17 protein-coding genes and 1 riboswitch are annotated in these 16,808 nt (G+C 70.2%); of the genes, 14 read left to right on the top strand and 3 right to left on the bottom strand.

The window, feature by feature from the left end; all coding sequences use genetic code 11:
* Positions 1 to 192: 192 nt before the first annotated feature.
* Together AC07DI_RS13130 and AC07DI_RS13125 are read left to right on the top strand one after the other, a co-directional pair.
* The gene (locus AC07DI_RS13130) at positions 193 to 1,701 is read left to right on the top strand and encodes an RDD family protein (RefSeq protein WP_384262739.1); all 1,509 of its coding nucleotides are present in this window, start codon (positions 193 to 195) and stop codon (positions 1,699 to 1,701) included.
* A 101-nt stretch (positions 1,702 to 1,802) separates the two neighbouring features.
* The gene (locus AC07DI_RS13125) at positions 1,803 to 2,507 is read left to right on the top strand and encodes an RDD family protein (RefSeq protein WP_384262736.1); all 705 of its coding nucleotides are present in this window, start codon (positions 1,803 to 1,805) and stop codon (positions 2,505 to 2,507) included.
* Positions 2,508 to 2,605: 98 nt separating this feature from the next.
* Here AC07DI_RS13125 and AC07DI_RS13120 read toward each other — a convergent pair whose 3' ends face one another.
* Positions 2,606 to 2,890 carry a hypothetical protein gene (locus AC07DI_RS13120; protein ID WP_384262734.1) on the bottom strand — a complete coding sequence of 95 codons (285 nt, stop codon included), beginning with the start codon at positions 2,888 to 2,890 and terminating at the stop codon, positions 2,606 to 2,608.
* 542 nt (positions 2,891 to 3,432) lie between these two features.
* On the opposite strand from AC07DI_RS13120, the gene AC07DI_RS13115 reads away from it, so the two are divergent.
* Together AC07DI_RS13115 and AC07DI_RS13110 are read left to right on the top strand one after the other, a co-directional pair.
* Positions 3,433 to 5,802 carry an immune inhibitor A domain-containing protein gene (locus AC07DI_RS13115; protein WP_478904468.1) on the top strand — a complete coding sequence of 790 codons (2,370 nt, stop codon included), beginning with the start codon at positions 3,433 to 3,435 and terminating at the stop codon, positions 5,800 to 5,802.
* A gap of 147 nt (positions 5,803 to 5,949) precedes the next feature.
* A complete protein-coding gene (locus AC07DI_RS13110; RefSeq protein WP_478904287.1) occupies positions 5,950 to 6,294 on the top strand; it encodes a hypothetical protein in 345 nt (114 codons plus the stop codon).
* Between the two features lie 324 nt (positions 6,295 to 6,618).
* Here AC07DI_RS13110 and AC07DI_RS13105 read toward each other — a convergent pair whose 3' ends face one another.
* Positions 6,619 to 7,203, bottom strand: coding sequence for an isochorismatase family protein (locus tag AC07DI_RS13105; RefSeq protein ID WP_384263804.1), 585 nt, complete (start codon positions 7,201 to 7,203; stop codon positions 6,619 to 6,621).
* 130 nt (positions 7,204 to 7,333) lie between these two features.
* The gene (locus AC07DI_RS13100; protein WP_478904285.1) at positions 7,334 to 8,662 is read right to left on the bottom strand and encodes a nicotinate phosphoribosyltransferase; all 1,329 of its coding nucleotides are present in this window, start codon (positions 8,660 to 8,662) and stop codon (positions 7,334 to 7,336) included.
* 91 nt (positions 8,663 to 8,753) lie between these two features.
* Between AC07DI_RS13100 and clpS the strand changes: the two genes are divergently transcribed.
* The 10 genes from clpS (at position 8,754) to AC07DI_RS13050 (ending at position 16,776) form a co-directional block, all read left to right on the top strand.
* The gene (clpS, locus tag AC07DI_RS13095) at positions 8,754 to 9,068 is read left to right on the top strand and encodes an ATP-dependent Clp protease adapter ClpS (RefSeq protein WP_478904284.1); all 315 of its coding nucleotides are present in this window, start codon (positions 8,754 to 8,756) and stop codon (positions 9,066 to 9,068) included.
* A gap of 43 nt (positions 9,069 to 9,111) precedes the next feature.
* On the top strand, positions 9,112 to 9,714 hold the full coding sequence (locus AC07DI_RS13090; protein ID WP_478904283.1) for a DUF2017 domain-containing protein: 603 nt from the start codon (positions 9,112 to 9,114) through the stop codon (positions 9,712 to 9,714).
* 372 nt (positions 9,715 to 10,086) lie between these two features.
* The gene (locus AC07DI_RS13085) at positions 10,087 to 11,589 is read left to right on the top strand and encodes an amino acid permease (RefSeq protein ID WP_384263793.1); all 1,503 of its coding nucleotides are present in this window, start codon (positions 10,087 to 10,089) and stop codon (positions 11,587 to 11,589) included.
* 87 nt (positions 11,590 to 11,676) lie between these two features.
* Positions 11,677 to 12,099 carry a M67 family metallopeptidase gene (locus tag AC07DI_RS13080; RefSeq protein WP_478904281.1) on the top strand — a complete coding sequence of 141 codons (423 nt, stop codon included), beginning with the start codon at positions 11,677 to 11,679 and terminating at the stop codon, positions 12,097 to 12,099.
* Positions 12,100 to 12,102: 3 nt separating this feature from the next.
* Positions 12,103 to 12,223: riboswitch (cobalamin riboswitch) on the top strand.
* A gap of 45 nt (positions 12,224 to 12,268) precedes the next feature.
* On the top strand, positions 12,269 to 13,252 hold the full coding sequence (locus AC07DI_RS13075) for an ABC transporter substrate-binding protein (RefSeq protein ID WP_478904279.1): 984 nt from the start codon (positions 12,269 to 12,271) through the stop codon (positions 13,250 to 13,252).
* A 116-nt stretch (positions 13,253 to 13,368) separates the two neighbouring features.
* Positions 13,369 to 14,382, top strand: a complete 1,014-nt coding sequence (locus AC07DI_RS13070; RefSeq protein ID WP_478904466.1) for a FecCD family ABC transporter permease — start codon at positions 13,369 to 13,371, stop codon at positions 14,380 to 14,382.
* The gene (locus AC07DI_RS13065) at positions 14,379 to 15,206 is read left to right on the top strand and encodes an ABC transporter ATP-binding protein (protein ID WP_478904278.1); all 828 of its coding nucleotides are present in this window, start codon (positions 14,379 to 14,381) and stop codon (positions 15,204 to 15,206) included. Before AC07DI_RS13070 ends, AC07DI_RS13065 begins: the two co-directional genes overlap by 4 nt.
* A 66-nt stretch (positions 15,207 to 15,272) precedes the next feature.
* Complete coding sequence (locus AC07DI_RS13060; RefSeq protein WP_384263781.1) at positions 15,273 to 15,374, top strand: putative leader peptide; 102 nt, start codon at positions 15,273 to 15,275, stop codon at positions 15,372 to 15,374.
* 157 nt (positions 15,375 to 15,531) lie between these two features.
* Positions 15,532 to 15,810 carry a MoaD/ThiS family protein gene (locus AC07DI_RS13055; RefSeq protein ID WP_384263778.1) on the top strand — a complete coding sequence of 93 codons (279 nt, stop codon included), beginning with the start codon at positions 15,532 to 15,534 and terminating at the stop codon, positions 15,808 to 15,810.
* Positions 15,811 to 15,822: 12 nt separating this feature from the next.
* Positions 15,823 to 16,776 carry a PLP-dependent cysteine synthase family protein gene (locus tag AC07DI_RS13050; protein ID WP_384263775.1) on the top strand — a complete coding sequence of 318 codons (954 nt, stop codon included), beginning with the start codon at positions 15,823 to 15,825 and terminating at the stop codon, positions 16,774 to 16,776.
* Positions 16,777 to 16,808: the final 32 nt, after the last annotated feature.

The raw sequence follows: 16,808 nt of genomic DNA, 5'->3' as shown, positions 1-16,808 counted from the left end.
TTACGCGGGTTCGGGAAAGTTCTTCGGACGGCGGCTGTGCGGCGCCCTCGAAGGGGTGTGTTCGTACGCGGGGAATGTGTGGGGACCGTGCCCGGAAAGTGGTCCGAAGGGCGGGAGCCGCCCGACGGGACACGGAGGTCTGATAGATGTGGACCCCCCAGAAGACCCCCGAGCAGATACGGGACGACGGACATGAGCGCCCCAACTCCGGCCCCAGGCGACGACCGGCCGCGCGAAGGCTACTACCCCGACCCGTCCATTCCCGGATATGTCCGGTACTGGAACGGTGCCGCCTGGGTTCCCGGTACGAGCCGTCCCGCGCCGTCCGACGGCGAACCGCTCCCGGCGCCGCCCGGCGCGGGTTCCGGCGGGAGTTCCGGCGTCGGCGCGGGTGCCGCCGTGCCGCCCGCGGTGGAGGAGACGGGCCCCCACTTCTTCGACGAGGAGCCGCAGGACGGCCGGGCCGACGAGGCGGGCCGGCACGGTGCCAGGCCCGAGCCCGCCTCCGCCTGGGCCGCCGACGCGGGCCGGCAGGCCGGTCTCGGCGGTGAGCAGGAGCGCAGGGTGGCCTGGGGCGACCCGGCGCAGCCCGACCCGCGCGTGCCGAGCGACGCGGCGCCCCGGGCGGACGCTTCCACCGGCTCCGCGTCGGCGAAGACGGCGAAGTCTCCGGGCTCCGCCGGTCCGTCGTCAGGACCGGCTGGGCCGCCGCACGACGAGAGCGACCCCGGCACGGTCACGATCCGCGCCACGAAGCCGGGTTCGGCGAAGCCGGGCTCCGCGAAGCCGCCGGCCGCCGAAGGCACAGTGACGTTCCGCCGGCCGACGGGACCGGTCCTGCCTGCGGCGTCGGCGGGCACCGACGGCACGATGTCGATCCGCGCGATCCGCCCCAAGTCGGCGCAGCCGTCCACGCCGCAGCAGCAGCCGCCCGTACCGCAGCAGGGGACCACGCCGCCGCAGGCCCAGCCGCAACCTCAGCCCCCGCAGCAACCCCAGCAGAACGCCGTGCCGCAGCAGAGCGGCGCCCCCGCCCCCGCGCCCGCCCCCGTCACCTCAGGACCCGGTGGCGGCTCGCCCTCCTGGGCCCAGCAGGTGCACCAGCTGGCGCAGCCCCCGGCGGGTCCGGCCGCCCCGCAGCAGGGCGAGGGGCAGCCCGTCCTGCCGTGGAAGCCGGTGACGGAGGACCCGTTCGCCGCGCTCGCCCGTACCCAGGCCGCCGCCCGCCCGGCCGGACTCGGCAGACGCCTGGCGGCACGGCTGATCGACACGGTCGTCCTCGCCGCCGTCACCGGCGCCGTCGCGCTGCCGCTCGGCACCAAGGCCGCCGACCACATCGACAGCAAGATCGACGCGGCGAAGCTCTCCGGGGAGAAGACCACGGTCTGGCTGCTCGACGGCACCACCGCGGGCTACCTCGGCATCGTCCTCGCCGTCCTGCTGCTCTTCGGCGTCGTCTACGAGGCGCTGCCCACCGCCAAATGGGGCCGCACCCTCGGCAAGAGGGTGTGCGGCATCGAGGTGCGGGACATCGAGGAGCACGAGGCGCCGTCCTTCGGGGCGGCGCTGCGGCGCTGGCTGGTGTACAGCGTGCCGGGCGTGCTCGTGATCGGGGTGGTGGGCGTGGTGTGGTGCGTCTTCGACCGGCCGTGGCGGCAGTGCTGGCACGACAAGGCGGCGAACACCTTCGTCGCGGGGTGACGGGGTACAGAGACGGGCCCTGACGGGGTACAGAGAAGGGCCCTAACCCGGTCAGCCGCTCGCCGGATGCGGAGCGGGGGCCGTCGCGGTCGACTCGGGCCATGAGCACCGAACCGCCGCAGTACCCGCCCCCGGACGACGACCCGTTCAAGAAGCAGCCGCCGCACCAGCCCCCGGAGAGCGGCGGCTCCCCGTACGGCACCCCGCCCCCGGGTGGCGGCCCTCCTCCGGGCGGCGGCTCGCCCTACGACACTCCGCCCCCGGGCGGCGGCTCCCCGTACGGCACCCCGCCCCCGCCCTACGGGGGTGACCCGTACGGGGGTGGGCCCGGTGGCCACGGCGGGCAGGATCCCCTCGCCGGAATGCCTCCCCTCGCCGACAGCGGCAAGCGGGTGCTCGCCCGCATCGTCGACATGATTCTGGTGGGCATCGTCGTCGCCCTGCTGACGTGGGCCTTCGGCACCTCGGAGTACGACTTCGACCCGGACGACGTGAACACGGGCAAGTCGTTCGGCCAGTCCCTGCTGGCCGCCGTGCTCTACATCGCGTACGACACCTTCATGATTTCCAGGACCGGGCAGACGCTCGGCAAGAAGTGGCTGGGGATGCGGGTCGCGAACCTCAACGACGGGGCCACGCCGAGCATGCAGACCGCGCTCGCCCGCGCGGCCGTGCTCTGGCTGCCGTTCGCCTTCTGCTGCGCCTGCGTCTGGACAGCGATCTGCGGCGGCTGGAGCTTCTTCGACAAGCCCTACAAACAGGGCCTGCACGACAAGGCCGCCAAAACGGTGGTGGTCAGCGTATAGAGCGCGTCCGGAGCGCGTCCGGAGCGCGTCCGGAGCGACCGGGTCATGTGCCGGGTCGCGGCGGCGACACACTCATCCGGCGGGTTCGTGGCTTCGGGTCACGGGCCCGCCGGTTCGCGTACGGAGTCGGCGAGCACGGCGCGGCGGCCCGGGACGCGCTCGTCGGTGGTGGTGGCCACCGGCAGGACGCGTGCGGCGGGCGCCGCGGGCTGTTTGGGCGACGGCACCGTCACGGCGACCAGTAAGCCGAGGCCGAGCGCGGCCAGAGCTATCACCGCGATACCGACTCCCGAACCGGTCCGGGAGAGCAGCAGCATCGCGAGGGTCGAGAAGATGACGGTCACCGAACCGTAGGTGATCTGTGCGGTGGTCGGACGTGGCATGGGACGAGGCATGACGTGATCCGTCCTCGGCAGTGATCCCCCCACGTCTCGTGGACCATGGGGGCGGATGCGGATGGGGGAACGGCAGTATGCGAATCAAAGGGTGCTCGACGGCGGCGACTTGGGATGTGCCGCCTCGCGCTGTAGCGCACCGTCGATTGACTCTATTCCGCTGCATGCCCGACGGGAACGGGTAGTAAGCGTGACCTAACCCACGGTGCGGCAGCACAGGGGGCGCACGGGTTCATGGCGTCCACCAAGTGGACGTCGCGGCGCGCCCGTTGCCGTGCCCCGTGGGGGAGTGCTCCGTGTCCGGATAACGGTGCCCGGCGTCTGCATAGTGCACTTGGCCTGTGCAAGTCAAGGTCTGTCTTTTCTTCCGTGCTTCCGGTCGAATGTCGTCACTTGTGACGCGTACATCGCGCGCGGACCTCCTCCGACCGGGATATCGGTCCGCCACATTCTCGCGCGGGCGCGGGGGAGGACAGCATCAAGTGACAGTCAGAACACGGACGTTCAGAGCCGCCGCGGTGGCCGTGGCGATGGCCGCGGCCACCGCGACCTTCGCGGCGGCGACGGCGACGGCTTCGGCCGAGGACGGTGCCTCGGGCGGGGCGCCGGCCATCGACCGGCAGGACCCGTCGCGGGCCAAGGCGCAGGTCGACCACGACCTGGACGGCCCCTTCAGCAAGCAGCAGGCGCAGCAGCGCAAGGCGGCCCTGCAGCAGGTCGTCGCGGGCGACGCCAAGGTCCAGCGGAAGGGCGGCTCCCAGGTCGTCAAGCTCGACGACAAGAAGTACGTCGAGCTCGGCCGGGAGAAGACCGACAAGATCTTCACGATCCTGGTGGAGTTCGGGAACAAGGTCGACGACACGACCATGTACGACCCGGACGGCCCCGAGGGCCCCCAGCCGCCGGTCAAGAAGTACGGCGGCAAGCCCGGCCCGCTGCACAACAAGATAGCCAAGCCCGACCCGAAGAAGGACAACAGCACGGCCTGGCAGGCTGACTACAACCAGAAGCACTTCCAGGACCTGTACTTCGGCAAGGGCAAGGACAGCAAGGGCAAGGCGAAGCACTCGCTGAAGACCTACTACGAGAAGACCTCTTCGGGCCGGTACTCGGTCGATGGCGAGGTCTCCGACTGGGTCAAGGTCGACTACAACGAGGGCCGCTACGGCTCGAACTACTGCGGCGACACCAACTGCCCGAACGTCTGGGACGCGGTCAAGGACGGCGTGACCGCCTGGGCCAAGGACCAGAAGGCCAAGGGCCGCACGGACGAGCAGGTCAAGGCGGACCTCGCCAAGTACGACCTGTGGGACCGCTACGACTTCGACGGCGACGGCGACTTCAACGAGCCGGACGGCTACATCGACCACTTCCAGCTCGTGCACGCGGGCGAGGACGAGTCGGCCGGCGGCGGCGCCGAGGGCACCAACGCCCTGTGGGCGCACCGCTGGTACGCGTACGGCAACGACGCGGGCAAGACGGGCCCCTCGGACAACAAGGCCGGCGGCACCCAGATCGGCGACACGGGCATCTGGGTCGGCGACTACACGATGCAGCCGGAGAACGGCGGCCTCGGCGTCTTCGCCCACGAGTACGGCCACGACCTCGGTCTGCCCGACCTGTACGACACCTCGGGCAAGGGCGAGAACTCGGTCGGCTTCTGGTCGCTGATGTCGGCGGGTTCCTGGCTCGGCACCGGCAAGAACGCCATCGGTGACCTGCCGGGCGACATGACCGCCTGGGACAAGTTCCAGCTGGGCTGGCTCGACTACGCCAAGGCCAGGGCGGCGACGACGTCCGAGCACAAGCTGGGCGTCTCGGAGTACAACACCCGCCACCGCCAGGCGCTCGTCGTCGACCTGCCGAAGAAGGCCGTCACCACCGACGTCGTGAAGCCCGCCGAGGGCTCCAAGCAGTGGTGGAGCGACCAGGGCGACAACCTCAAGAACACCCTGACGCGCTCCGTCGACCTCACCGGCAAGTCCAAGGCGGAGCTCTCGCTCCAGGGCTGGTGGGACATCGAGGCCAACTACGACTACCTCTACACCGAGGTCTCGACGGACAACGGTGCCAACTGGACGCCGGTGGACGGCACCGCGGACGGCAAGCCGATCACCCGCGACGCCGGTGACAAGCCCGCGCTGACCGGTGCGTCGGGCGCGTACAAGAAGCTGCTCTTCCCGCTCGACGCCTACGCGGGCAAGAAGGTCGACGTCCGCTTCCGCTACGCCACGGACGGCGGCGCGGGTGGCAAGGGCTTCGCCGCCGACACGCTCGCGGTCACCGCGGACGGCGCCAAGCTGTTTGAGGACGGCGCCGAGGGCGGCGACAACGGCTGGACGGCGAAGGGCTTCTCGCGCATCGGCCAGTCCTTCACCAAGAAGTACGACCAGTACTATCTCGCCGAGAACCGTCAGTACGTGTCGTACGACAAGACCCTTGAGGTCGGCCCGTACAACTTCGGTTCCAAGGCGCGTCCCGACTGGGTCGAGCACTACCCGTACCAGACCGGCCTCATGGTCTGGCAGTGGGACACCTCGCAGAAGGACAACAACACCAGCGCGCACCCCGGCCAGGGCCTGATCCTTCCGGTCGACGCCCACGCCACGCCGCTGAAGTGGAAGGACGGCACGGTTCTGCGCAACAAGATCCAGCCGTTCGACGCGCCCTTCAGCAAGTACGCGACCGACGCGTTCACGCTCCACAACGCGGACGTCGCGCTGAAGATCAAGTCCCAGAAGGGCGTCCCGGTCTTCGACGACCACAAGGGCGTCTACTGGTCCAAGGAGAACCCCACGGGAAGTGTGAAGGTCACTGACACCAACACTCGGATCAAGATCGTCAAGCAGCCGAAGGATGGCTCGACGATCACGGTCCAGGTCGGCCCCTCCACGAAGTAGTTAGCGTTTTCGCAGGTCAAACCATGATCGGCCGTCGCCCTCTAGCGGGCGGCGGCCGATCGTGTTTAGGTGCGTCCTGTGGATTTCTTATTGACGCGGGGCCCGGACCGGGGCCTCGTCCGATCCTCAACGGGGGTGTGACCCAGCATGTCCGCAGGAGGTTTCTGCAAGCTGCCGAACGGCAGTGTGGTGGTGGCGCTGACCCTGCCGAGCCCGTCGCCGGGCGACGGCACGGTCAGGATGATCGTGCACGCCGTGAACCGCGCGAGGGCGCTGACCCGGCTGCGGAATCTGGGCCTGCGGGCGGTGTACCTGCGGGGCAACGCGGAGCCGCCGACGCCGGACGAGGTCACGGCGGTCCTGCACCATCCGGACGGCCTCATATGGCGCGGGGCGCCGGATGCCCTGAACGAGCTGTGGCACCCGATCAGAGCCTTGCGCAGACAGCCTCGCGGCGTGTCTCGCACCAGCGGTTCGGGGGTCGCGTTCTGAGGGGTCGCACGGGGGCGGCGGCGGCCGCCTGCGGGTGCGGGTGCCTGGGGTAGTCCTTGTCGCCGTCCGGCCGGAGGTGCCGTCAAGGGGCGCGGGGAACTGCGCGAGCGGCCCCCGCCGGGGGGTCGGCCGAAAGACGGGTTTGCTCGGCGGGCTCTGCGGGTGCGGGCGCGTCGTGGCTGGGCGCGCAGTTCCCCGCGCCCCTGGGTGGGCCTCATCGCCGGCAGACGGCAGGTGGTCCTGGGGTGGGTCTCCTCGCCGTCCGGCCGGAGGTGCCGTCAAGGGGCGCGGGGAACTGCGCGAGCGGCCCCCACCGGGCAGTCGTCAGACGACGGGCTTTCCCGTCAGTTCCACCCCGGCCGAGCGGAGCTCGGCCATCGCCGCCTCCGTGGTCGCCGCGGAGACCCCGGCCGTCAGGTCGAGGAGGACCGTCGTCCTGAACCCCTCCCGCGCCGCGTCCACCGCCGTGGCCCGCACGCAGTGATCCGTGGCGATGCCGACCACGTCCACCTCCGTGATCTCCCGGCTCCGCAGCCACTCCGCCAAGGAGACCCCGTTCTCGTCGACGCCCTCGAAGCCGCTGTACGCCGCCGAGTAGGCCCCCTTCGAGAAGACTCCGTCGATCGCGCCCGAGGCGACCGCGGGGGCGAAGTTCGGGTGGAAGCCGATGCCCTCCGTGCCGGCCACACAGTGCGGCGGCCAGGAGTCGACGTAGTCGGGGTGGTCGGAGAAGTGGTCGCCGGGGTCGATGTGGTGATCGCGGGTGGCCACGACGTGGCGGTAGCCCGCGGGGGCCTGGCCGATCAGCTCGGTGATGGCGGCGGCCACGTCCGCGCCACCGGCGACCGCGAGGCTGCCGCCTTCGCAGAAGTCGTTCTGCACGTCTACGACGATCAGTGCGCGGCGCATGAGGCGTGTCCTTCGCTCGGCAGGGCGGGATCGGTGGGGGACTCGGCCGGATGAACCGAGCGTAGAGACTTCACGTGCGTTGCGGGAGGGGGCGCCTGCGCGGCGCCCCCGAGGGCCACGGACGCGGACGTCAGACGTACTCCGTCGGAATGACCGCCTCGCCCCGCGACAGCTGCGTCGCCGAGAGCGGCAGCCCGCCGCGCGCGGCGGCGTGCCGGTCGCGGACCGCGTCCAGCGGCTCGCGGGCCACCACCTCGCCGCCCTTGACCAGCTCGACCAGGAGCTGCCGGTCGGCCAGCGCCGTCGGCACGGGCCCGGTGCCGATGACCTCGGCCTCGGCGACCCCGTACGCGTCGGTCCTGCGCGCCGCCCACTTGCGGCCGCCCATCGAGGATTTGGCGCCGAGCGACTTCTTCGCCACCGGCTCCAGGGGGGCCTTGGGGTCCGCCGAGTGCGCGCGGGCCACCAGCTTGTAGACCATGGAGGCGGTGGGGTGCCCGGAGCCGGTGACGAGCTGCGTGCCCACGCCGTACGCGTCGACGGGCGCCGCGGCGAGCGAGGCGATGGCGTACTCGTCGAGATCGGAGGTCACGACGATCTTCGTCTCCGTGGCGCCGAGATCGTCCAGCTGCTGCCGCACCCGGTGGGCGACGAGCAGCAGGTCACCGGAGTCGATGCGGACGGCGCCCAGTTCGGGCCCGGCGACCTCGACGGCCATCCGGACGGCCTCCGTCACGTCGTACGTGTCGACGAGCAGCGTCGTGCCGCGGCCGAGCGAGTCGACCTGGGCGCGGAACGCGTCGCGTTCGTTGTCGTGCAGGAGGGTGAAGGCGTGGGCGCTGGTGCCGACGGTCGGGATGCCGTAGCGGAACCCGGCGGCCAGGTCCGAGGTGGTGGCGAAGCCGCCGACGTAGGCGGCGCGGGAGGCGGCGACGGCGCCCAGCTCGTGGGTGCGGCGGGCGCCCATCTCGATCAGCGGGCGGTCCCCAGCGGCCGAGGACATCCGGGAGGCGGCGGCGGCGATGGCCGAGTCGTGGTTGAGGATGGAGAGGATCACGGTCTCCAGGAGCACGCACTCGGCGAAGGAACCCTCGACCCGCAGGATCGGGGAGCCCGGGAAGTACACCTCGCCCTCGGGGTAGCCCCAGATGTCGCCGCTGAAGCGGTAGTCGGCGAGCCAGGCGAGCGTGGCCTCGTCGACGATGTCGCGCTCGCGCAGGAAGCCGAGGACACCGGCGTCGAAGCGGAAGTTCTCCACGGCGTCCAGGACCCGGCCCGTTCCGGCCACCACGCCGTAGCGCCGGCCCTCGGGCAGTCTGCGGGTGAAGACCTCGAAGACCGAACGCCGGTCGCCGGTGCCCGCTTTCAGTGCGGCCTGCACCATCGTCAGCTCGTACTGGTCCGTGAAGAGCGCTGTCGAGGGAACGTCCACCGGCAGGCCCAGGTCCGCTGTGTTCATACGAAGGATGCTACCCCCAATCTCGTCACTCTGACGATTTCACGAGCCGCGCGGCAGGCCATTTGTGCGAGGCGCCCCGCGGGGTGGCAGCATGGGTCGGGTGAGTACGGCTCCCGCAGAAATCACCCGCCCGGATTCGGACGAAGAGGCGCTCGTCGTCCCCGAACCGGACGTGCCCTGGATCACGCTCGTGCACAACGACCCGGTCAATCTGATGAGTTACGTGACGTACGTGTTCCAGACGTACTTCGGCTACTCGAAGGACAAGGCCACGAAGCTGATGATGGACGTGCACCAGAAGGGGCGTGCGGTCGTCTCGAGCGGCACCCGTGAGGAGATGGAGCGCGACGTGCAGGCCATGCACGGCTACGGCCTGTGGGCCACCCTTCAGCAGGACCGCAAGTAGTGGCCCGCCAGCAGCGTACGGACCGGAAGCAGCGACGCATCTGATGCCAGGACAATTCGAACCGACTCCGGGCGGCGGCGCCGCCGTCGCGCTCGACGAGGTCGAGATCTCGATCATCCGTTCCCTCGCCGTGCAGCTCCTGGAGCTGATCGGTCCCGGTCCGGGCGGCGAGGTCTCAGACGACCCGCTCGCGGAGCTCTTCGCCGAGGGGCCGAGCGAGCCGCCCGCCGATCCGGTGATGCGGCGCCTGCTGCCCGACGCGTACGGCGGTCCGGCGAGCGAGGACGGTCCGGGTGACGCCGAGGAGACGCGGGCGTACTCGGCGGAGTTCCGCCGTTTCACGGAGAACGACCTGCGTGCCAGGAAGCGCGACGACGCCCTGGCCGTGATCCGTTCGCTGGACTCGGTGAACGCCTCCGGCGACGGCGGAGCTGTCCTGAAACTGTCGGTCGAGGAGTCCCGGCAGTGGCTGGGCGCCCTCAACGACCTCCGGCTCGCGATCGGCACCCGCCTGGAGGTCACCGACGAGGACGACGCCGATCTGCTCTACAGCCTCCCGGACACCGACCCCCGCAAGCCGATGGTGATGGCCTACCTCTGGCTGGGCGGACTGCAGGAAACGCTGGTCGGGACGTTGCTGGACTGATTCCGGGCAGACTTCGCTGCATAAGGCAGCGAAATTTGTTGTAGAGGACAGGTTCCGTTCACCGGACGGACCGTTCGCTCAGCGGACGCTCAAATCCGCATAACGATCGCGTCAAGTCGGTGCCTGCATTTAGGGTGCCAAGGGCGGTTTGTCCGCTTCTTCTTGTGGTGTACGCCACAGGTGGCTCATTCCCTCACTGTTGCCCCCGTGATAAATCTTCACGACCACTCGGTGACGCCACCCATGTCGCCGAGGGCGCTCGAGCCGGCAGACCGCCGGTAGCACTCCATCCATATCCGGGGGGATCAGGACCTGATCCGCAGCCACAACGCAGATGAGCGGGCGCGGATCAGCATGGAGAAAGGCGTCACCATGACCTCAGTGCAGGTCGAAGAGCACCACGACGAGCACGGCGGCAGTGGGGTCGTGCAGGGTTCGTCCGGCGAGGGCGAGGGGTATCAGCGCGGGCTCGGGGCCCGGCAGATCCAGATGATCGCGATCGGCGGTGCCATCGGCACCGGCCTGTTCCTCGGCGCGGGCAAGGCCATTCACAAGGCGGGGCCCAGCCTCATCCTGGCGTACGCCATCGCGGGCCTCGTCATCTTCTTCATCATGCGGGCGCTCGGCGAGCTCCTCATGTACCGGCCCGTGTCCGGCTCCTTCTCGGAGTACGCACGCGAGTTCATGGGCCCGTTCTTCGGCTTCGTGACCGGCTGGACGTACTGGCTCTTCTGGGTCGTCACCGGCATCACGGAAGTCACCGCGGCCGCCCAGTACATGCAGTACTGGACCCACGACTCCTTCCCGCAATGGGCGTACGCGCTCGTCTTCACCGTCATCCTGTACGGCGCGAACCTCATCTCCGTGAAGCTCTTCGGCGAGCTGGAGTTCTGGTTCTCGATGGTCAAGGTCACCGCCATCATCGGCATGATCCTGATCTGCGTCGGCATCCTCACCATCGGCTTCTCCGACGCCGGTGACACCGCCTCCGTGACCCACCTGTGGGACGAGGGTGGCTTCTTCCCCAACGGCATCGGCTCCACGCTGATGACGCTCCAGATCGTGATGTTCGCCTTCCTCGCCGTCGAGCTCGTCGGCGTCACCGCGGGCGAGTCCAAGGACCCGAAGACCGTCCTGCCCAAGGCCATCAACACCGTGCCGTGGCGCATCGCCGTCTTCTACGTCGGCGCGCTCATCATGATCCTGTCGGTCGTCCCGTGGACGACGTTCAAGCCCGACGTCTCGCCGTTCGTCGCCGCCTTCGAGAAGATGGGCCTCGGCGTCGGCGCCGCCATCGTGAACTTCGTGGTCCTCACCGCCGCGCTCTCCTCCTGCAACTCCGGCATGTACTCCACCGGCCGCATGCTGCGCGACCTGGCGCTCAACGGCCAGGGCCCGAAGTTCTTCACCAAGCTCACGAAGAACGGCCTGCCGCTGATCGGCACCACGGCCTCCGCCGCGTGCATGCTGGTCGGCGTCTGGATCAACTACCAGTGGCCCGGCAAGGCGTTCACCTACGTCGTCTCCTTCGCGACCATCTCCGGTATGTGGGCCTGGATCATGATCCTCGCCTGCCAGATCCGCTACCGCCGCAAGGCCGACCGCGGCGAGCTGCCGCAGTCCACCTTCCGGGCGCCCGGTGCCCCGTACACCAGCTGGTTCGCGCTGCTCTTCATCGGCATGGTCATCGTGATGATGGGCATCGACAAGGACAACCGGGTCTCGCTGTACGCCGCCCCGGTCTGGGCCGCGATCCTGACGGTGTCGTACCTGGTGCTCAAGAGCCGCAACCCGCAGGCGGCCGCCTTCAACAAGCGCAAGACCGCTGTCGACGGCTCGGTCACCGCCGACAGCACGCCGGTCGGGAAGGACTGACACCGCTTCCCAGAGCGTTGTCCAGCATTCGGGCCCGCCCGTACCACACTTCGGTACGGCGCGGGCCCTCTGCTTATCCTGACTCCCATGCTGACCCTCACCCAGGCCCTCCACGACCAGATCGTCGCGCACGCGCGCCAGGACCACCCCGACGAGGCCTGCGGCGTCGTCGCGGGCCCGGCGGGCACCGGCCGCCCCGAGCGGTTCATCCCCATGCTGAACGCCGCGCGCTCGCCCACGTTCTACGAGTTCGACTCGGGTGACCTGCTGAAGCTCTACCGCGAGATGGACGACCGCGACGAGGAGCCCGTGATCGTCTACCACTCGCACACGGCCACCGAGGCCTACCCCTCGCGCACCGACATCACCTACGCCAACGAGCCCGGCGCCCACTACGTCCTGGTCTCCACGGCGGACACCGACGGCCCGGGCCCCTTCCAGTTCCGCTCGTACCGCATCGTGGACGGCGAGGTCACCGAGGAAGAGGTAAAGGTCGTACAGGCATACTGATCTTTACCAACGAGGGCGGCAGGAGCCAGGAAGCCGGTGCGAACCCGGCACGGTCCCGCCACTGTGACCCCACCCCATAGTTGGGGCGGGGGAGTCAGGAACTGACCTGCCGCCTTCCTCCCACGCAACGCAGGGGACGCGGAAATCCCCTGGAGGAGGCAGTTCCGTCATGCCCCGGTCCCACCGGCCCCTGCGCGCCCTCGTCACGGCCGCCCTGCTCGCCCCGCTCGCCGCCTGCTCCACCTCGGCGGCGGACGACGACTCCGGGCCCGCCACCAAGGCCGCCGGATTCCCGTACACCGTCACCAACTGCGGCGTGCGGACGACGTACGACGCACCCCCGAAGCGCGCCGTCACCATGAACCAGCACGCCACCGAAGTGATGCTGGAACTCGGCCTGAAGGACCGGCTGGCCGGTACCGCCTACCTCGACGACGAGGTCCTGCCGAAGTACAAGAAGGCGTACGAGTCGATCCCGGTGATCGCCAAGGAGTACCCCTCCTACGAGAAGCTGCTCTCCGCCAACCCCGACTACGTGTACGGCGGTTACGCGAGCGCCTTCCTCGCCGGTGACGGACGCAGCCGCTCGGCCCTCGCCAAGTCCGGCATCGACAGCCGCCTCAACATCGAGGGCTGCGCCGGGCACCCCGTCTCCATGGACGATGTCTACCGCGAGGTCCGCGAGGTCGGCGCCACGTTCGGGGTGCGGGCGCGGGCCGAGAAATGGGTGAGCGCCGCCCGCCGCGAACTGGCCGCCACCGCGGAGAAGTCACGGTCCCGGTCCAAGGGTGAGAAGCCCCGCTCCGTCTTCGTCTACGACAGCGGCGACAAGACCGCGTTCACGGCGGGCGGCCGGGGCATCGGCAACGACATCGTCGAGCGGGCGGGCGGCCACAACGTCTTCGCCGACGTGAACAAGTCCTTCACCGACGCGTCCTGGGAGAAGGTCGTCGAGCGCAAGCCCGAAACGATCCTGATCCTCGACTACGGCGCCACCACCGTCACCCAGAAGAAGAAGCGCCTCCTCGACGACCCGGCCCTCCAGGACGTCCCCGCCATCAAGAACGAGAACTTCGCGGTCCTGCGCCTGTCGGACGTGGTCACGGGCGTACGAGCACCGGAGGCGGTGAGGAAGCTGGCGGCGCAGCTGTGAGCCGGACCATTCAGCGCGTGGGGCGGATCACCCAGCGCGTGGGGCGGATCATCCAGCCCGTCCGGCGTTTGAGGACGAGCCCGAAGGGCGATGGGCCGAGCTCACGGGGGCGGCACCTGACGATACTGACCGTCCTCACCGCAACCCTGGCGGCCACCGCCCTCGCCGGTCTCGCACTCGGCTCCGTGCGGATCCCCCCGGCCCACGTCATGGAGATCCTCACCGGCCGAGCGGAACCCTCCCCGTTCAGAACCATCGTCCTCGACGTAAGACTCCCGAGAGTCATCCTCGGAGCCACCGTCGGAGGCGGCCTCGCAGTCATCGGCGCCGTCCTCCAGGCCCTCGTCCGCAACCCCCTCGCGGACCCGTTCCTGCTGGGCGTCTCCTCCGGAGCCTCGGTGGGCGCCGTCTGCGCCATCGTGCTCGGCGGCGTCTTCGGCCTCGGCGCCGCCCTGTCGACCACCGTCACCATCCCGGCCGCCGCCTTCGCGGGTGCCCTGCTCTCGCTCGTCCTCGTCTACACCCTGGCCAGAAGCGGGGGCGGCGGCTTCGCCACTGGCCGGCTGATCCTCGCGGGCGTCGCCGTCTCGTACATCCTGACCGCGCTGACCAGCCTCATCCTGGTCACCGCCGACAGCGCGGACCACCTCAAGGAAGTCCTCTACTGGACGCTCGGCGGCCTCGGCAGCGCCCGCTGGGACATGCTCGCCCTGCCCTGCTCCGTCCTCATCCTCGGCACGGCCCTCCTCGTCGCCATGGCCCGCCCCCTCGATCTGCTCCTCGCGGGCGAGGAGGGCGCCACCGTCCTCGGCCTGGACGCGACCCGCTTCCGTGTCACCGTCTTCGTCCTCGCCTCCCTGCTGACCGGTGTCCTGGTCGCCTACAGCGGGGCCATCGGGTTCGTCGGCCTGATGGTGCCGCACGCCGCCCGCATGCTGGTCGGCGCCGCCCACCGCGCGCTGTTGCCGGTCGTGGCGCTGATGGGCGCGGTCTTCCTGGTCGCCGCCGACCTCGCCGCGCGCACCGTCGCCGCGCCGCAGGACATCCCCGTCGGCGTGCTCACCGCGCTGACCGGCGGCCCCTTCTTCCTCTGGCTGCTGCGGCGACGTACCGAAGGAGTCCCGGCATGAACGCGCGGAACCCCGGCACGAGCGTGGAACCGGGTGGCCCCCGCCCCACCGGCGAGCTGCGCACGGAAGGCCTCTCCTACGAGATCGGCGGGCGCCTCCTTGTCGACGCCGTCGACCTCACCGCCGCCCCCGGCGAGACCGTCGGCGTCATCGGCCCCAACGGCAGCGGCAAGACGACACTGCTGCGCTGCGTGTACGGCACCCTGCGTCCCACCGGGGGCCGCGCCCTCCTCGACGGCGACGACCTGCACACCATGACCGCGAAGGCGCGCGCCCGGCGCCTCGCCACGGTCCCGCAGGACGGCCAGGCCGCCTTCGAGCTCAGCGTCCGGCAGGTCGTCGCGATGGGCCGCTCCCCGCACAAACGGTTCTGGGAGGCGGACACGGTGGCCGACGACGAGCTGGTCACGGCGGCGCTCGCCAGGGTCGGCGTCGGGGAACTGGCCGACCGCGCCTTCCCCTCCCTCTCCGGCGGCGAACGCCAGCGCGCCCTCGTCGCCCGCGCCCTGGTGCAACAGCCCACCCTCGTCGTCCTCGACGAACCCACGAACCACCTGGACATCCGCTACCAGCTCGGCATCCTCTCCTTCGTGCGCGGCCTCGGCACGACCAACCTGCTCGCCCTGCACGACCTGAACCTCGCCGCGTACTACTGCGACCGCCTCTACGTCCTCGACGGGGGCCGCGTGGTCGCCTCCGGGACGCCCGAGGAGGTCCTCACCGCCGAGCTGCTCGCCACCGTGTACGGCGTGAGGGCCGAGGTCGGCGTCCATCCGCTGACCGGCGCCCCGACCGTCGTCTATCTGCCGCCGCCCGCATCCTGAACGCTTTGGGTCCAGCAGATGAGATCACATTCCGGGATCCGGACCGGGAATCGATACGATGACCGCATGGTTTCCCACGACGTGAGCGAAAAGACGCCGGGCGCACTGCTCGTTGCGCGGCTGCACGTCGACCTGTGCCGCCTCGCCAGCGCGATCTGTTCCCGCTGAACCGCGCTGCCGCACGGCTGTGGGTCTCCTGGCCCGCGGGTCCCGGCGCCGCACCCCGTACGCGCACCACCGCACGGCAGCACGCCCGCCGCGCGCCCACGACCCGCACCGCTCGACTTCCCGACGCACTCACCGATCCCCGACAGGAGCCCCCAGCATGGCCATCGAGGTCCGCATCCCGACCATCCTCCGCACCTACACCGACGGAGCCAAGGCCGTCGAGGGCAACGGGGGCACCCTCGCCGAGCTCCTCACCGACCTCGACTCGCGCCACAACGGCATCGCCGAGCGCATCGTCGACGGCGACAAGCTGCGCCGCTTCGTGAACGTGTACCTGAACGACGAGGACGTCCGCTTCCTCGACGGCATCTCCACGAAGCTCGCCGACGGCGACAACGTCACGATCCTGCCGGCCGTCGCCGGCGGCATGGTCTAGGCCCGATCCCGGATGCCTCGCTACGACTCCCCGCTCGCCGCGGTCGGCAACACGCCGCTCGTCCGTCTGCCGCGGCTCTCCCCCGCTGACGACGTCCGCATCTGGGCCAAGCTGGAGGACCGCAACCCCACCGGTTCAGTCAAGGACCGGCCCGCCCTCCACATGGTCGAACAGGCCGAGAAGGACGGCCGGTTGACGCCCGGTTGCACGATCCTGGAGCCGACCTCCGGCAACACCGGCATCTCGCTCGCCATGGCGGCCAAGCTCAAGGGCTACCGCATCGTGTGCGTCATGCCGGAGAACACCTCCCAGGAGCGGCGCGACCTGCTCGCCATGTGGGGCGCCGAGATCATCTCCTCCCCGGCGGCCGGCGGCTCCAACACCGCCGTCCGCGTCGCCAAGGAGCTGTCCGCGGAGCACCCGGACTGGGTGATGCTCTACCAGTACGGCAACCCCGACAACGCGGGCGCGCACTACGCGACCACCGGTCCCGAGATCCTCGCCGACCTGCCCTCCGTCACCCACTTCGTGGCCGGACTCGGCACCACCGGCACGCTCATGGGCGTCGGCCGCTACCTGCGCGAGCAGAAGCCCGACATCAAGATCGTCGCCGCCGAGCCGCGCTACGACGACCTCGTCTACGGCCTGCGCAACCTCGACGAGGGCTTCGTCCCCGAGCTGTACGACGCCTCCGTCCTGACCACCCGCTTCTCGGTGGGCTCCGCCGACGCGGTGACGCGCACGCGTGAACTCCTCCAGGAGGAGGGGATCTTCGCGGGCGTCTCCACGGGGGCCGCGCTGCACGCGGCGATCGGGGTCGGCAAGAAGGCGGTCAAGGCGGGGGAGTCCGCCGACATCGTCTTCGTCGTCGCCGACGGCGGGTGGAAGTACCTGTCGACGGGCGTCTACACCGCGGCCACGACGGAAGAGGCGATCGAGACGTTGCAGGGCCAGCTGTGGGCTTAGCTGGCTTAGCCGCCCCGGAGGGCGGGGGCACG

It is taken from the genome of Streptomyces sp. NPDC044106 (assembly GCF_056433985.1).
This window is presented reverse-complemented; position numbering and strand designations above follow the sequence as displayed.

Bases quoted from the DNA above. Each gene is read 5' to 3' on its own strand.
- AC07DI_RS13130 (WP_384262739.1), top strand. From the start codon at position 193: ATGAGCGCCCCAACTCCGGCCCCAGGCGACGACCGGCCGCGCGAAGGC.
- AC07DI_RS13125 (WP_384262736.1), top strand. From the start codon at position 1,803: ATGAGCACCGAACCGCCGCAGTACCCGCCCCCGGACGACGACCCGTTC.
- AC07DI_RS13120 (WP_384262734.1), bottom strand. From the start codon at position 2,890: ATGCCACGTCCGACCACCGCACAGATCACCTACGGTTCGGTGACCGTC.
- AC07DI_RS13115 (WP_478904468.1), top strand. From the start codon at position 3,433: ATGGCCGCGGCCACCGCGACCTTCGCGGCGGCGACGGCGACGGCTTCG.
- AC07DI_RS13110 (WP_478904287.1), top strand. From the start codon at position 5,950: ATGTCCGCAGGAGGTTTCTGCAAGCTGCCGAACGGCAGTGTGGTGGTG.
- AC07DI_RS13105 (WP_384263804.1), bottom strand. From the start codon at position 7,203: ATGCGCCGCGCACTGATCGTCGTAGACGTGCAGAACGACTTCTGCGAA.
- AC07DI_RS13100 (WP_478904285.1), bottom strand. From the start codon at position 8,662: ATGAACACAGCGGACCTGGGCCTGCCGGTGGACGTTCCCTCGACAGCG.
- clpS (WP_478904284.1), top strand. From the start codon at position 8,754: ATGGGTCGGGTGAGTACGGCTCCCGCAGAAATCACCCGCCCGGATTCG.
- AC07DI_RS13090 (WP_478904283.1), top strand. From the start codon at position 9,112: ATGCCAGGACAATTCGAACCGACTCCGGGCGGCGGCGCCGCCGTCGCG.
- AC07DI_RS13085 (WP_384263793.1), top strand. From the start codon at position 10,087: ATGACCTCAGTGCAGGTCGAAGAGCACCACGACGAGCACGGCGGCAGT.
- AC07DI_RS13080 (WP_478904281.1), top strand. From the start codon at position 11,677: ATGCTGACCCTCACCCAGGCCCTCCACGACCAGATCGTCGCGCACGCG.
- AC07DI_RS13075 (WP_478904279.1), top strand. From the start codon at position 12,269: ATGCCCCGGTCCCACCGGCCCCTGCGCGCCCTCGTCACGGCCGCCCTG.
- AC07DI_RS13065 (WP_478904278.1), top strand. From the start codon at position 14,379: ATGAACGCGCGGAACCCCGGCACGAGCGTGGAACCGGGTGGCCCCCGC.
- AC07DI_RS13060 (WP_384263781.1), top strand. From the start codon at position 15,273: ATGGTTTCCCACGACGTGAGCGAAAAGACGCCGGGCGCACTGCTCGTT.
- AC07DI_RS13055 (WP_384263778.1), top strand. From the start codon at position 15,532: ATGGCCATCGAGGTCCGCATCCCGACCATCCTCCGCACCTACACCGAC.
- AC07DI_RS13050 (WP_384263775.1), top strand. From the start codon at position 15,823: ATGCCTCGCTACGACTCCCCGCTCGCCGCGGTCGGCAACACGCCGCTC.